Source organism: Sphingomonas sp. ACRSK (genome assembly GCF_022346685.1).
GTDB classification, from domain to species: Bacteria; Pseudomonadota; Alphaproteobacteria; order Sphingomonadales; family Sphingomonadaceae; genus Sphingomonas; species Sphingomonas molluscorum.
In genome coordinates this window covers 115390-130704 of the sequence record NZ_JAKRNR010000003.1, presented here as the reverse complement: position 1 = coordinate 130704, position 15315 = coordinate 115390, and the positions used below count along the sequence as shown (strand labels likewise).

Genomic DNA, 15315 nt, shown 5'->3' with positions numbered 1-15315 from the left:
GTTGGAGACATTACTCAGATAACTTTAGCGGACCTCGTCTGCAAGGCGTGCCATCGTGCCCATCTACTTGTCTGACCGCGGGCTGCGTACTAGCGTCGAATCCTCCCCATCCGCCGTTCCGGCGGTGCCGTTTCTCCAGAGGTTCGACGCCCATGATGATGACGCAGACCATGCGGTGGTTCGGCCCCGCGGATCCGGTCGCGCTGGCCGATATCCGCCAGGCCGGGGCCAGCGAAGTCGTCACCGCATTGCATGAGGTGCCGAACGGCGCCGTCTGGTCGCGAGAGGCGATCGCCGCTCGCAAGGCGGAGATCGAGGAGGCGGGACTTGGCTGGACGGTGGTCGAGAGCCTGCCGGTGCATGAGGGGATCAAGACCCGCTCGGCCAACTGGGACCAGTTGATCGACGCGTATCTCCAGAGCCTGCGCAACCTCGCCGCGTGCGGCATCACCGTCGTCACCTATAACTTCATGCCCCTGCTCGATTGGACGCGGACGGACCTTGCGTGGCCGCTACCGACCGGCGCCCGCGCGCTGCGCTTCGATCCGGTCATGGTCGCGGCCTATGACCTGCATATCCTGCGCCGCCCCGATGCCGCCGCGGACTATGATCCCGCGATACGCGATGCCGCCGACCGCGCCCATCACGCCATGGAGGAGGCGGCACGGCTCCGCCTGGAGCGGACCATCATCGCCGGCCTGCCGGGAAGCGAAGAGCATTTCACCTCTGCCGAATTCCTCCGGTGCATCGACACCTACGCCGATGTGCACGCCGGCCGGCTGCGCGCCAACCACATCGCCTTTCTGGAGGCGGTCTGTCCGGAAGCGGACGCACTCGGGATCAGGCTCGTCGTTCACCCGGACGACCCCCCCTTCCCCATCTTCGGCCTGCCGCGCGTGGTGAGCACCGAGGCGGACGTTTCAGACCTGTTCGCCCGGGTCCCCAACCCGTCCAACGGGCTCTGCTTCTGCACCGGCTCGTTCGGGGTGCGCGCCGACAACGACCTTCCGGGCATGGTCGAACGGCTGGGCAGTCGCATCGGCTTCCTGCATCTGCGGTCCGTCGAGCGCGAGCCGAATGGCGCCTTCCACGAGGCGGAGCACCTGGAAGGCGATGCCAACATGCCCGCCGTCGTCGCCGCGGTCTACGCGCTTCAGCAGCGCGAGAGCCGATCGATCCCGATGCGTCCGGATCATGGGCACCAGATGCTGGACGACCTCAACAAGCACACCAATCCGGGATATTCGCTGCTGGGGCGGATGCGCGGGCTGGCCGAGTTGCGCGGCCTGGAGCGCGGCATTGCGCAGGCGGCACGTACCGTCGCCTGAAAACATTCACCGGGAAGCACGCCGGCCGCTCTAGGAGCGAGGAGTGAGACGGGAGCGCAGGCCGGCAGCACCCGGCACGGGAGGGCTGTCATCAGCCTGACTTCGGGATGCAACGCGGATTTCGCCGAGCTTACACCGCCCTGACGCACGGCGCGGGCACAGGCACCCCAGGGTGATAGAACTTCGGGGGCTCTGCATGACTTCGAACACGACGGACATCGGCTATGACGATGGCGATATCGACACCAATCGTACCGCTTCGCGGCATCTGAACGATCTGGTCTCCGAGCGCTATTCGCGGCGGCAGACCCTGATGGGCGGGATTTCGGCCATGGCGACGGCCGTGTTCGGCAGCGCGGTGCTGGCCGGATGCAACGACGACGATGACGACACCGGCTCCACGCCCGGCTTCACCGTGTCCGCTACGTCGTCGGGTGAGGCCAAGGCCGGCCGCGTGGTGACGCTGACCGGCACGGTCTCGGGCGGCAGTGCCAGCAGCGTCGCCTGGGCGCAGACGAGTGGCACGTCGGTCACGCTGGTCAATGCCACCTCCAACGTTGCGACCTTCATCGCGCCTGCGGTGGCGACACCGACCAACCTCACCTTCCGCTTCACCGGCGCGGGCGCTAATCTCGCGACCGCATCGGCGACGGTGACCGTTCTGGTAGGGGCGCCCGAACTGGGCTTCGCGGCAGTACCCAAGAGCCTCGCCGACGTCGTGGCGGTACCTGCCGGCTACACCGTGTCGGTGCTGTACCGCCTGGGCGATCCGATCGCATCCTCGCTTGCGCCCTATGGCAACAACGGCACCGACGGTGACTTCGCCCGGCGCGCCGGCGACCACCATGACGGCATGAGCTACTTCGGGCTTCAGGCGAGCGGCAGCGCCCCCGATGCTGCGAACAGCACTCGCGGGTTGCTGGTGCTGAACCACGAAAACATCACCCAGGCGTATCTCCACGCCAACGGGCCCACTTCGGTCGCCGGTGTGCGCCCCGAAGCCGAGGCGCTGAAGGAGATCGAGGCGCATGGCGTTTCGGTGATCGAGGTGACCCGCGGCAGCAACGGCGGGTGGAGCTATGCACAGGGGTCGGCCTTCAACCGCCGCATCACCCCCAATACGCCGATGGCGTTCCACGGCCCCGCACGCGGCGACGCCAGCCTGCGCACCGCCTATTCGGCGGACGGCACCGCCGGACGCGGCACGATCAACAACTGCGCCAACGGCTCCACGCCCTGGCACAGCTATCTCACCAATGAAGAGAACTGGGCCGGCTATTTCCGGCGCAACGCGGGCGATGCAGCGACCCGGGCGGCAGCCGGTCGAGCGGCGCAAAATGCATCGCTCGCCCGCTACGGTATCGCCGAGGGCCGCACGGGCAATTACGGTTGGACCACGGTCACGCCCGCTGCGGCGGACAGCACGATCTTCCGGCGCTGGAATGCGACCGCATCCGCAGGCCTGCCGGCGGACGGTACCGGCGACTTCCGCAACGAGCCGTTCCAGTTCGGTTGGGTCGTCGAGATCGATCCCTTCGACCCCGCCTCCACGCCGCGCAAGCGCACGGCGCTCGGTCGCATGAACCACGAGGGCTGCCAGATCGGCCGCACGGTCGCTGGCGTCCGTCCGGCCTTCTACATGGGCGACGATGCTCAGAACGAGTATATCTACAAGTTCGTGTCGCAGCAGCCCTGGGCAGCCGCAGACGCAAACCGCCCCGACCGCCTCGCGGTAGGCGACAAGTATCTCGACACCGGCACCCTGTACGTCGCCCGCTTCGACGCTAGCGGTGAAGGCCAGTGGCTGCCGCTCGTCTTCGGCCAGGGCCCCCTCACCCCCGCCAATGGCTTCACCAGTCAGGCCGATGTGCTCATCCAAACCCGCCTCGCGGCCGATGCGCTGGGTGCGACGCCGATGGACCGGCCGGAGTGGACGGCGGTGAACCCGGTCACGGGCGAGATGTACTGCACGCTCACCAACAACAGCAACCGCGCCGTCGCGCCGGCGAGCGGGAGCCAGCGCCGGGTCGATGCACCCAATCCGCGCGCGTATCTGGACCCCCGCAGCGACGGCCGCTCGCCCACCCGCGGCAATGCGAACGGGCATGTCGTTCGGTTGCGCGAAGCGGGTGACACGTCGGAGGCAACCAGCTTCACCTGGGACATCTATGCCTTTGGTGCAGGGTCGGATCTCGACCCGGCCGGCATCAACCTGTCGGGGCTCGACGCGACCAACGACTTCTCGTCGCCCGACGGCCTTTGGTTCGGCCTGCCGAGCAATCCGTCGGGACAGGTCACGCCGCTGATGTGGATGCAGACCGACGACGGCGCATTCACGGACCAAACCAACTGCATGATGCTGGCGGCGATCCCCGGCATCGTCGGCGACGGCAAGGCGCAGACGGTGACCAGCACGCTGGACGGCCAGACGGCCACCGTCACGACGCGGGCGGGTCGGGCGCCCGGCGCGACCCTGCGCCGGTTCCTGGTGGGCCCTAAGGAGTGCGAGATCACCGGCATCCACTCCACGCCGGATGGCCGCTCGCTGTTCGTCAACATCCAGCATCCTGGCGAGAACGGAAATCCTGCCAACATCACCAGCAACTGGCCGGCGAACCAGGCGGCCGCGGCGCCCGGCCAGCGTCCGCGCTCGTCCACGATCGTGATCACGCGGGACGACGGCGGCGTCGTCGGCCTCTGATCGGGTGCGTCCTGTTCGGCCAGTGAGGCTGGACAGGACGCGCTCCCCCCCGACCGGCGAGAGGGACAGCGCCCCCAGGAGCAGGCACGGCTTTAATGCCCCCCCGCCCGCTCCTATCTACGCGCGGCAAAGGGGGCCTCATGCCAGAACCGATCCTCGCCGTGAGCGGCGTGTCCAAGACCTACAAGGGCGGCTTCACCGCGCTCCACGACGTCGACCTCGCCATCAACAAGGGCGAGATTTTTGCGCTGCTGGGCCCGAACGGCGCCGGCAAGACCACGTTGATCAGCATCATCTGCGGCATCGTGACGCCGTCGACCGGGGCGATCCGGGTTGCCGGTCACGACGCGATTAGCGACTACAAGGCCGCCCGGCGCCTGATCGGCCTCGTTCCCCAGGAGCTTTCGGTCGACATGTTCGAGACCGTGCTCGCCACCGTCACCTTCTCGCGGCGGCTGTTCGGGCGTTCGGGCCACAGCGCCTACATCGAGCAGGTGCTGCGCGACCTGTCCTTGTGGGACAAGCGCAACGCCCGGATCATGGAGCTGTCGGGCGGCATGAAGCGCCGCGTCCTGATCGCCAAGGCGCTTGCCCATGAGCCGGAGGTGCTGTTCCTCGACGAACCCACCGCGGGCGTCGACGTGGCCCTTCGCCGTGACATGTGGAAGCTCGTCCACCGCCTGCGCGAGCGCGGCACGACCATCATCCTGACGACCCATTACATTGAGGAAGCCGAAGAGATGGCCGACCGCGTGGGCGTCATCAACAAGGGCCGGCTGCTGCTGGTCGACGACAAGACCGCGCTGATGCAGAAACTCGGCAAGCGCGAGTTCGACCTGACGCTGGTCGAGCCGCTCGACGCGGTGCCCGCCGGCCTGGAAGCGTGGCAGCTTAGCCTGGTGAACGACGGCACCACGTTGCGCTACGTATTCGATTCGACCCGGGAGGATACCGGCATCCCCTCGCTACTGCGCGCGCTCGCGGACCGGCACATCGCGTTCAAGGACCTGGAGACCTCCAAGTCGAGCCTTGAGGACATCTTCGTCGATCTGGTGGGGGAACGGGCATGAACCTGCATGGTATCTGGGCGATCTATCGCTTCGAAATGGCCCGGTCGCTCCGCACCCTTTGGCAGAGCCTCGTCGGCCCGGTGCTGACCACCAGCCTCTACTTCATCGTCTTCGGCGGCGCGATCGGCAGCCGGATGCAGAGCGTGGAGGGCGTCGGCTATGGCAGCTTCATCGTGCCGGGCCTCATCATGCTCTCGCTGCTGACGCAGAGCGTGGGGAATGCGTCGATCGGCATCTACTTCCCGAAGTTCACCGGCACGATCTTCGAACTGTTGTCCGCCCCCATTTCGGCCATGGAGATGGTGCTGGGCTATGTCGGCGCGGCCGCGACCAAGTCGATCGTGATCGGCGCCATCATCCTTGCCACCTCGGCCTTCTTCGTGCCGCTTACCGTGATGCATCCCGCGGCGATGATCGCCTTCCTGTTGCTCACTTCTGTCGCGTTCAGCCTGTTCGGCTTCATCCTGGGCATCTGGGCCAAGAGCTTCGAGCAGCTGAACTTCGTGCCCATGCTGCTGATCACCCCGCTCACCTTCCTGGGCGGCAGCTTTTATTCGATTGACATGCTGCCGCAGCCGTGGCGGACGATCAGCCTGTTCAACCCGGTCGTGTACCTGGTGAGCGGCTTCCGCTGGAGCTTCTTCGGCAAGGGCGACGTGGACATTGCGGTCAGTCTGGCCGTGACGCTGGGGTTCCTCGTGACCTGCCTCGCCATCGTCGCCTGGATCTTCAAGAGCGGCTGGCGGCTGAAGAACTGATTGCTCCAGTCGCGGCCCCTTCCCTGCTCTCTCACCCGGGTAAACGATCGCCGTATGGTGAGCGCTGAAGCTCGATGAGCGTAGGCGTTCATCAGGGGCTGCGGGGAAGATGAAGGATCGTGACTTCCCGTCGCTCCGCCTTCGATGCCCCCCTGGCGAGGCACCGAAGGCGGGCGAGACAGGTTCATGGCGCGCAAAAACTACGAGCCGTTCGGGGGAAACGGCTCGTACATCATCGGTCACTCGTCGGGTCGCAGCGCTCGACGTTCGGCGTACCGGATCACGAACGCTTCCCAGACGCGAAGCCATTCGGCTTCCGTCCTCAGCTTCTTGATGTCGGGAAACCCCTTCCGGAAGGCCGCCGCCATGTCATCGACCGACCAAGGATGCCCCTTGCTGAGCCCGATGGCGCGGAACGCCTTTTCACGGTCACCATAGGAGAGAGTCCCTTCGGGAAAGGCGACGCGTGGCTCACCGTCCTTGCCGCGTGCATCGCCTTCCCCTGCCCTTGCCCGAACCGATGATCTCGGAGCCTTTTCCGGAGCCGCTGGGCTCACGAGGCGAAGATGGGGGCCGACCAGCTTGCGCTCCATCGGAGCGGGAGACGGATGGAGGATGACCTTGCGACCGGAGAGGTCCACGTTCGCGTTCGGATAGACCGCCGAGACGAGCTGCATGGTCTCCCGCACGGTTTGCCGGAAGCGCTTGCTATCGGCGTCGTTGCCGAGGTGCTTCGCCAGCTGATCCCATGAGATCACCTGCCCCTTGTCGGAGCTGATTCGAGGCAGGCGATAGGCAAGATAGGTATAGAGATCGAGTGCGGTGGGTGTCCCCTTCAGCTCCCGGATCGCCACTTCGTTGAGAGGAACCGCGTGCTCGATGAGGTGGCTGTAAAATACCTCCGACATCCGGATTTCGCGTGCGAAAGCACCGTTCTTGTCCAGCGAACCTGCATATTCATTGGAAATCTTCACATCGCGAACCGCGAACGCATTGTCTTCCGCGCCCGTGCCGTCCCAGCGGATCTGCCACTCGCAGGCGAGCAGCCGATCAACCTGCTCCCGCATGAGGTTCGCCGTACCCCGTGGCCCATAGGAGACGGTCTGGTATCCAAGGCGACGCATCCATTCGGTGAAGTTGCGCCCCAGATAGACATCGCGCGACCGCTTCATCACGGCCTGGGAAAGCAGGTAGATCAACGCGACCCGCGGATAGGCGCCATATGGCACACCCAGGCTTCGCAGCACGGACTTGCCGTCGACGTTCTGCAGCACGGGCCGTGGGTTGATCGCAAGCGCGTACTTGCCGTCTTCCCGAACGATCGGCTGGGTATCGTCCTTCGGCCTTTTGGTCGGCAGCGACATCGCGCACAGCGCCGAGTGCAGGAAGGCGGGCACTGGCTCTTCGTCATGGACCCGAAGGAACGCGTCCAACGTACCCTGCGTCCCGGATGCAGTAGCCACCTCCCGAACGCGCGCCGCTCCCCCGTCGAGCATCGCTAGGGCGTACTGATGCCCGATCGGCCTGTGCTCTTCCCCGCTCATCGTCTCTGCCCTTCCCCGAATCTCGCGGGCCTCGGATGAGTCGTGTTCAACAGCTTTGGACGCCGAAATCAAGATGGTTGGCAGTTTGCGAGCCGATCTCGCGGCAAAACCTGCAATTCCACCGATGATCTCGGTGCTAAACGGGTGGACCGCCCTCCCCTGCGCCTTACTCCGGAAAATCATCAAAGCCGATTCGCGTATCGGTTTTGATACAGGGTTTCTTATTATAGGTTAGCGCTCCGAGATCATCGGTGGAAACGCACCGAGATCATCGCCCCGTCGCACCGAGATCATCGCCCCGCACCGAGATCATCGGTACGATCCTGAGCTAGTGGTCTCCGCCCGCAGTTTGGCTTGGCCCGCCTCCGGCAGCGGCCATCTTGCCGAGGTTGTTAGCCCCCGTGGAGCCCGCCTCCCGCCCGGTATTGCGACCGCCCCTGTTGAATGTGCTCGAAGATCATCGGTCAAATTGTAACTTTGGTGGCCGATCGTTGCTCGAAACTGCCAGGAAAGCTACGGACGGGGTCGCACTCTTCAAAAGCGGATTGAAATGGCCACTGAACCTGCACACGTCCGGGACGAGGACTTGATCGAGGGCGGACTGGAGGTCCTCCATCGTAAGGCGCTCACGATCCTGAAGCGGATCCGCGACAGCGCCATAGACCCCGAAACCGGGCAGAAGCGTGGCCCGACCTTCCCCATCTCCAAGGCCGCCAAGCTGGTGGGAAGAACCGCATCCGCGATCCGCGAAGCCGAACGGGACGGGCGTCTTCCGGAGCGTGGCCGGACCGCCTCCGGGCACCGCGTGCAGTATACGCTCGAAGAGCTGGACCATATGCGCGAGGTGTTCGGCACCCGCCCCTGGCGGGATCCTGGCGACGTGCCGGCGATCATCTCGGTCTGCAACTTCAAGGGCGGCGTAGGCAAGTCGACGATCGCGCTGCATCTCGCCCAGCATTTCGCGATCGGGGGCTACCGGGTTCTCTTCATCGACTGCGACAGCCAGGCGTCCTCCACCATGATGTTCGGATACCGCCCGGACGTGGATCTGGGTGAGGACGACACGCTCTATGGCCATTTCCACAATCCGGAGTTGCTGGGGATCCGAAAAATCATCCGCAAGACCCACTTCCACGGCCTTGATCTCATCCCTGCCAACCTGCGCCTCTACAACCTCGAGTATGAGATTGCGGGGTATCTGGCGCGAAATCAGAACCTGGCGATCATCGATCTGATCGCCGAGGCGATCGACACGGTCGTGGACGACTATGACGTGGTCATCATGGACCCGCCGCCTGCCCTGGGCATGGTCTCGATGGCAGTGCTCCAGGCTGCGAACGCCATGGTCATTCCCGTGCCGCCGAGCCTGGTCGACTTCGCATCGACCGTGTCGTTCATCGACATGGCCAAAACCACCATGAAGCAGCTCGAAGAGCTCGCGGGCAGGGGGCGGCCGGCCTATAACTTCATCCGTCTCGTCGGCAGCCGCGTGGACGACAGCAAGTCGATGCATCGGGAGGTGCTGTCGATGATGCGTCAGGTGTTCGGCGGATCGATGTCATCGTCAGTCATGGTGACGAGTGCCGAGATCGATAATGCCAGCTCCCGGATGAAGACCGTGTTCGAATTGGAGAAGCCGGTCACCTCGCATGAGGTGTATAACCGCTGCATGAAGCACCTGAACGAGGTGTGCCGGGACATCGAGCAGGATGTTTTGCGGACATGGGCGAGCAGGGCGGGGGATCAGCTTTGAGGCGCGTTGCCACGTGGCAACGGTGGCCAATAGCGGTCGCGCATCTCGGACTTTCGCAACAGCCGGAAGAGCGATTGCCACGTGGCAACCAGCAGCGAATTATGCCAACAAACAATAACTTACGGGTTGTCAGTCGCTCGACTGCGCGTGCGGCGTTCGGTCGTCGAAAGGCTCATGGTGAGGATGTTGCCACGTGGCAACCGAGGTCTGGAGCACGCGGCGTGCCGGCCGCGGAAGGTGGAAGGAACGAGCCGAATGGCTAAGGGAAATAGAGGCTTCGGCTCGATGTTCACCGAGAACCTCGACGACGAAAGCCAGCTGGACAAGTCGAGCCCGTCGGAAGGCATCATCGCCAGCCGCAGCCAGACGCTCGCGCGCATCGCGACGGGGAAGACCGTCGCCGATCGCACGGAGTGGGTCGACCCGGCGCGGTGCCGGCCCTGGAGGCTGCACAACCGCGATCTGGATCATCTGAGCGAAGAGACGTGTCGCGATCTGATCGACTCGTTCCTTGCCGCCAAGAAACAGCGCATTCCTGCAATCGTCCGCCGCTTGAAGGATGATCCGGATCACGACTTCGAGATCATCGCGGGCGTTCGGCGCTGGTGGACGGTGCAATGGCTCCGGGCGCATCACCACCCCGAATTCGACTATCTCGTCACGATCCAGAGCGTCAGCGATGAAGAGGCGTTCCGGATCTCGGACGTCGAGAACCGTTCGCGCAAGGACATCTCGGACTGGGAGCGGGCGAAGGAATATACGCTCGCGCTCGCCGAGTTCTACGATGGCTCCCAGGCGCAAATGGCGGAGCATCTGAAGCTCTCGCGGTCGTGGCTTAGCCGCCTTCTAGACGTGGCGCGCCTTCCGGACGAGATCGTCGCCGCCTTCGCCGACACCCACGACATCACGGTCAGGATCGCGCGCGACATCAAGCCGCTGTCGAACGATCCGAGGGCCCTCACGCTGATGCGCGAGGAGGCGAGACGGGTTGCGGAAGAACGTGCCCGCGGCTTGCGGCTCAGCGGCCCGGAAGTGGCAAAACGGCTCGTTCGTGCGACTGTGAAGCCGACGCCGAAGGCGGCAGGCGAGAAGGAGGTTTGCGGGCCGAGCGGAAAGGCGATCCTGCGCTACGCCAAGGGCCGGGGCGGGGGAGTGACGATCAAGATTCCCGCCAAGCCTGCGGCAAGCAGGGCAGAGCTGCTGAAGGCGATCGAGGACCTGCTGCCGCTCTGATCGGCAGCGGGGAGGTAGGCGCCGGTTCCTAGACGGCCCCGCGCGCAGGATTGGCTGCCAGGGCCGGGACTCGTCCCTCGCTGCCCTGGCGCCACCTCTGTGACCGGAGCGGCTCAGCCGCGCCACGGTGCACACTTCTGGCAGGTATGAAGGTTGCGCCTTCCTGCTTGCCGCTACGGCGCTAGTGGGCATCCCCCCGGCACGCGCACCGGGCTGCACCGCGCCATCGCACCTTGCGGCAAGGTAACCGTGAAGTTCGTGCGCAGCGGGTTCGGCGCTCCAGGATAATAATCGGTGCTCACGGCTTGCGCGCCGCTTGCCATGGCCGCGTCGGCCTTGCTGTAGTCCCGCCTGCGCGCTTCGACGGTGTTGGCATCGGTGCGGGTACGGACGACGACGCCCTCGGCGACCCAGTTCCGGATCCGGTCGCCGTCGACCAGCGGGTCCTGGACGATCTGGATCGCGGACTCGGGCTGGTCATCCGGATACCAGCCGAACATCGCCCGGCCGGCGAGCGAGGGGTGACCGGAGCGGTACAGCTCGGACACGGCGGCACGGACATCGAGCAGCACGTAGATCCTGCCCCGCGCCGCCGACAGCGCTGGCCAGCCGCGGCTGCGCACTGCCTGGCGCAGGGTCGCGCTACCCCCGCGCACCTCGTCCGGTGTGATCAGCCGCCTGCCCGGCAGCACCGACCGGATCTCGGCGTCGAGCGCGTCGAGCAGCTCCGCACTGTCGAGGGGCAGGGGGGGGGTGATCCCCGGCCTGTCCGAAGGTGTGTCCGCAGCGTTGATCGTGATCATGATCGGCAGGTGATCGGGATGGGTGCGCGACCAGCGATCGACCTCACCCAGGCAGCGCACCAGTGTCGGGCAGGTGCTCAGATAATCCACGTCCGGGATATGGAAGACCTTGAAGCCCGGCTTCAGCATTGTCCCGCGGTCGAAGCCGGTGCGCTCACCCGCCGCACGCGCCCAGGCTTCCCCCTTCGGGTCCGCGTACCGCCCGCCCTGAGGGTCAGCGAAGATGTCGAGCTCGAGCTGGCGGATCCCTGCGTCGAGCTGCTGCGCGAGCGGCAGGTGATAATAATCGAGCCCGTCCGCCAGCTTTGGCTCGATTGCCCGGATCTTCGCCATCACTGCGGCAGGGATGCGCGCCTTGAAGCTGTTGTGCGACCCCACGGTCTGAACGTCATTCATCGCGCGGGGTCCCGCGCTGCCGCCGACAACCAGTGCCGCGGCTGTAAGAAGGAGTGCCTTCACCCTCAGAACTCCGTCCGCACGCCGAACAAGATGGTGCGACCCCAATAGTTGATCTCACCATAACGAAGTTCATCGTCATTGATACTCGAAATCCTGCCCTGCCCCTATAAAGAGACGGGCCGAAAACGAACCCTAGTCTTCCAGTCCGTAAACATAAATATCGCCGCCGTTAACATGGATGCTCAGCAGCGCCGTGCCGCGTCTCGGATTCTCGACGTTGATGTTCTAGGCGGTGATGATCGTCCATCGCCTTGTAGAACTGCACCGGTGAGCGAGCCATTTCTACTGAAGTACCCATCCTGCGCGGCAGCGTCGGCGAGGTGCATGTGGGAGCGAATTGTTGCGCGAAGAAGGCTTGGTTGTTACGCCAAAGTTACGTTCTGGAGGCGTTGAAGAGGCACCTGAACGCGCAAAGTCGCTGTGACGCCCGAAAAAGGCCTCCGGCTGCGATGTGCCGGCGGCCGTGCAATGCCGAGGACCTTTTCAGGTCACGCAAGCAACGCTCGGCTTTCCCTGCCTATAGCCAGAAGCGTTTCGCATCCACGAGCGCCTCATATGCCTCTGCGGCGGCCCCGATCAGCGCCTTTCTCTTCCCCTTTCCCAGGAGGGCGTCGGCTTCGGGATCGTCCCCGATCCCCAGCCTTGAGATCACCTCCGGGGCGGTAGCGAGGTCGTTCAGGGCCCCGAGCTGGTCCTGCAGCTCCTCCAGCGCCCCCACGAAGTTCTGATAGCGGCGGCGCCTCGCTTCGAACAGGGCCGAGAAGAACTCGCTCGCATACCGCAGCTTCTTGGCACTCTTGCGGAGTTCATGCCGGGTTTCATCGTCCATCTTCGCGAGATGACGGCCCTGCTTCTTCACCGCTTTCCGGAAGCGCTCCAGCGCCGTGGCCGCGAAATCCCGTACCGGTTCGTTGCGACGGTCCTGCGTGCTGGCGGCAAGCAGCCAGGGTCCATCGGTGAGCCATTGCGTCAGATCCAGCATGAGCCGGCGCACGCGCCCTGAGCAGAGCGCAGCATCCACATGCGCATAGGCGTCTTCGCGCGCCGTTCGAATCCGCTCGTGCAACGCTCCCGCAGGGGCGCGGCCGAGGAGCACGTCCAGGTCCCGTGCATGTCCCAGTTCACCCGCCAGCCAACGCAGGTCCTCACGGAATGGGTCGGCGCCTGGGTCGGCGGAAAACAGCGGCTTGAAGATCGAGAAGGCAGACCGAAGGCGGCGTAGCGCGACACGCGCCTGGTGCAGCGCTTCCGGAGTGGGATCGGCAAGGAGGACGGCCTCGTTCAGCCGGAACTGCCGCAGGCATGCCTGGGCGATGTGCTGAAAAGCCTGCGCGGCTGTCATATCGGTATCCAGCGCGACCGGCTCGGCCTTGAAGACCGAGCGCGCGGGCTCCGCCAGACGGTAGCCGCGCTCCGCCTTGGTGAGGACGCCCAGCCTTACGGGAACGATGTCGTCGATCTTCCTGGCGAGGGCGAACAGCGCGGCGGGCGCGCCCTCCTTCAGCTCCAGTTCCAGTTCGCAGATCGTATCCCGGCGATCCTCCCCGAGAACCTCGCCGCGATCGAGCACGACCTCGATCTCGGCGTCGTCTTGGGTGACGACCCAGGCGCGGCGTTCGACATGGACCTCGAACTGCGGCGTGATCGCCTGGATGCGGTCTCCGAGCAACGCCTTCACCGGCGAGGTGTCGTCCAGGATTGGCGCGTCCCCGCCGACCGGCGTCTCCCATTCGGATCGTGCGAACAGACCCGTGTTTCCCGCACCGTCCGCTTTGATGGTCTGGATGCGCTCGCCCCCTGCCGCGCGGATCCGCAAGGAGACTCCGGCTTGCGCAAGGTCCTGCTCGGGCGTGTCGTGGTAGACGGCGCGCATCTGGCGGATCTTGGGGGTCTGGGGCAGGATACCGGCTGCTTCCAAAGCATCTGCGGCGGCCCCGGTCAGGTCGAGCTTCAATTCAACTTCACGCACCCGGAACTGCCCTTTTCGTTGAAGTCGGTCCTGCGACGTAGCCAGGCGCGTGCGACTGCGGCCCGGTCTGCTGCCGAAGCGACAACGACGCGCGTGCGGAAATGTGCCCAGCACAGGAGGGCAGGGGGGCAAAGGACCGTTCGGTCTGGGTGAACCCGCGTGTCGCCGCCCGGAGGGCAGCGTCGTCCGCTGCCGACCGGCGACACGCCGGCCGGCAGAGAAGACTTACCGCAAGCCTAGCGCGTCGCGGATGATGTAGTGGAGGTCGGTCTGGTCCAGCAGGCCGCTCACGTTCACCGCGCGCGGACCATAGGCGGCGATGCGCAGCTGGGTGCCGGTATGCCCTTGGGAGCCTTGCTCGGCAGTGCCGTAATTGACCGTCATCACGCCGCCTTCACGCGTGTTGAGCGCGGCGGTGAGGCCGGGTGCACGCGTGCCGTTGCCGACGATCTGGCTGGTGTGGGCATGGTCGGCGGTAACGATCACCAGCGTGTGGCCGTCGGCCTTGGCGAACTCCAGCGCGACCTGCACCGCCTCGTCCAAGTCGACGGTCTCGCCGATCTGACCGCAGGGGTTGGCGGCATGGTCTTCCTTGTCGATCGAGGCACCCTCGACCTGCAGGAAGAAGCCCTTCGGCTTGTCCTTGAGCAGCGCGATCGCCTTTTGCGTCATCGCCGCCAGCGTCGGGGTGGTTGCGGTGCGCGCGGCATTCGGCTGGCAGGTGACCGCCGGCTTGTCGAGGTTGCCGTGGAAGCTGGCCTTGGGTCCGGTCCAGCGCACCGGCATGTTGCCCGGCGCGAACAGGCCGATCAGCGGCTGCTTGTCGTCGGCGCGGGTGACCGCGTCCAGCTCGGCCGCGGTGCGCACCACGCGGAATCCGCGGGCCTGCGCCTGCTGGAAGAGCGTCTTGCCCTTCCACTTGCCGGCTTTTGCCGCCTCCTCGAAGCTTTCGGCGCCGCCGCCCAGCACCAGGTCGGCGCGCGTGTCGAGCAGCTGCTCGGTAATCGAGCCCGCGCCGCCCTTCTCCAGTGCGTTCTGCGGGCAGCTCTTGCTGGTTTCCGCCGGGGCGAAGCAGTTGCGCTGGAGGACGTGCGCGATCTGTGCGCCCGGCGTGGCATCCTGGATCGCTGCGGTGGAAACGTCGCCGGTGGCATAGCCTGCCGCCTTGGCGCGCTCGATCAGCGTCTGGTGGGGCTTGCCGTGGATGTCGACCCCGATCGCGCCATTGTAGCTCTTTACCCCCGATGCCCAGGCGGTGGCGGACGCGGCGCTATCGGTGACGTAGTTCGGTTTTCCCGTCTGCCGGTCGAGCGAATAATGCGTGTATTGGCCGGTGAAGGGCAGCGCATCGATGCCCTTGAAATAGCCGCCTGCACCCTCGGCATAGTTGCGCGCGACCGTGATCTCGGAATCGCCCATGCCGTCGCCGATCAGCAGGATGACGTTGCGCACCACGCCGTCGGCGCCGAGCTTCGCATAGGTCTCGCGCATGTCGCCCTGCAGCCGCCGCGCACCCCCGGGCTCACGCACGTCCCCGCGCGCCGCGCGCGACAGATCGGGTGCTGCGTCCTGTGCGACGGCGGATTGGCTGGCGAGGGCAGCGAGCCCTGCGGCGACGATGCGCGTTTTCATGATGGGGGTACTCCGGGGAAGAAACTGAGCAGGCATGGCCGCTCCCCCGCCGCCACCGCGACGAG

10 protein-coding genes are annotated in these 15315 nt (G+C 65.5%); 6 read left to right on the top strand and 4 right to left on the bottom strand.

Annotated elements, in window-relative coordinates; translation table 11 throughout:
- The first annotated feature begins 152 nt into the window (after positions 1-152).
- The 4 genes from uxuA to MHZ35_RS02925 all read left to right on the top strand — a co-directional run bounded on the left by uxuA (position 153) and on the right by MHZ35_RS02925 (position 5857).
- A complete protein-coding gene (uxuA, locus tag MHZ35_RS02940) occupies positions 153-1328 on the top strand; it encodes a mannonate dehydratase (protein WP_239434292.1) in 1176 nt (391 codons plus the stop codon).
- Positions 1329-1524: 196 nt separating this feature from the next.
- Entirely contained in the window at positions 1525-4029 is a 2505-nt protein-coding gene (locus tag MHZ35_RS02935) for a PhoX family protein (protein WP_239434291.1), read from the top strand.
- Between the two features lie 140 nt (positions 4030-4169).
- Positions 4170-5099: an ABC transporter ATP-binding protein gene (locus tag MHZ35_RS02930; protein WP_239434290.1), complete on the top strand. Its 930-nt coding sequence runs from the start codon at positions 4170-4172 to the stop codon at positions 5097-5099.
- A complete protein-coding gene (locus tag MHZ35_RS02925) occupies positions 5096-5857 on the top strand; it encodes an ABC transporter permease (RefSeq protein WP_239434288.1) in 762 nt (253 codons plus the stop codon). The genes MHZ35_RS02930 and MHZ35_RS02925 overlap by 4 nt, the downstream gene beginning before the upstream one ends.
- 239 nt (positions 5858-6096) lie before the next feature.
- Here MHZ35_RS02925 and MHZ35_RS02920 read toward each other — a convergent pair whose 3' ends face one another.
- Entirely contained in the window at positions 6097-7401 is a 1305-nt protein-coding gene (locus tag MHZ35_RS02920) for a replication protein RepA (RefSeq protein WP_239434333.1), read from the bottom strand.
- A 550-nt stretch (positions 7402-7951) separates the two neighbouring features.
- On the opposite strand from MHZ35_RS02920, the gene MHZ35_RS02915 reads away from it, so the two are divergent.
- Both MHZ35_RS02915 and MHZ35_RS02910 read left to right on the top strand, forming a co-directional pair.
- Entirely contained in the window at positions 7952-9154 is a 1203-nt protein-coding gene (locus MHZ35_RS02915) for an AAA family ATPase (RefSeq protein ID WP_239434286.1), read from the top strand.
- Positions 9155-9409: 255 nt separating this feature from the next.
- The gene (locus MHZ35_RS02910) at positions 9410-10387 is read left to right on the top strand and encodes a ParB/RepB/Spo0J family partition protein (protein WP_239434332.1); all 978 of its coding nucleotides are present in this window, start codon (positions 9410-9412) and stop codon (positions 10385-10387) included.
- A gap of 173 nt (positions 10388-10560) precedes the next feature.
- On the opposite strand, the gene MHZ35_RS02905 is transcribed toward MHZ35_RS02910, so the two are convergent.
- The 3 genes from MHZ35_RS02905 to phoA all read right to left on the bottom strand — a co-directional run bounded on the left by MHZ35_RS02905 (position 10561) and on the right by phoA (position 15250).
- Positions 10561-11586: a Ca2+-dependent phosphoinositide-specific phospholipase C gene (locus MHZ35_RS02905; RefSeq protein WP_239434285.1), complete on the bottom strand. Its 1026-nt coding sequence runs from the start codon at positions 11584-11586 to the stop codon at positions 10561-10563.
- Positions 11587-12166: 580 nt separating this feature from the next.
- Positions 12167-13732, bottom strand: a complete 1566-nt coding sequence (locus tag MHZ35_RS02900) for a CYTH and CHAD domain-containing protein (RefSeq protein ID WP_239434284.1) — start codon at positions 13730-13732, stop codon at positions 12167-12169.
- A gap of 111 nt (positions 13733-13843) precedes the next feature.
- A complete protein-coding gene (phoA, locus tag MHZ35_RS02895) occupies positions 13844-15250 on the bottom strand; it encodes an alkaline phosphatase (protein WP_239434283.1) in 1407 nt (468 codons plus the stop codon).
- Positions 15251-15315: the final 65 nt, after the last annotated feature.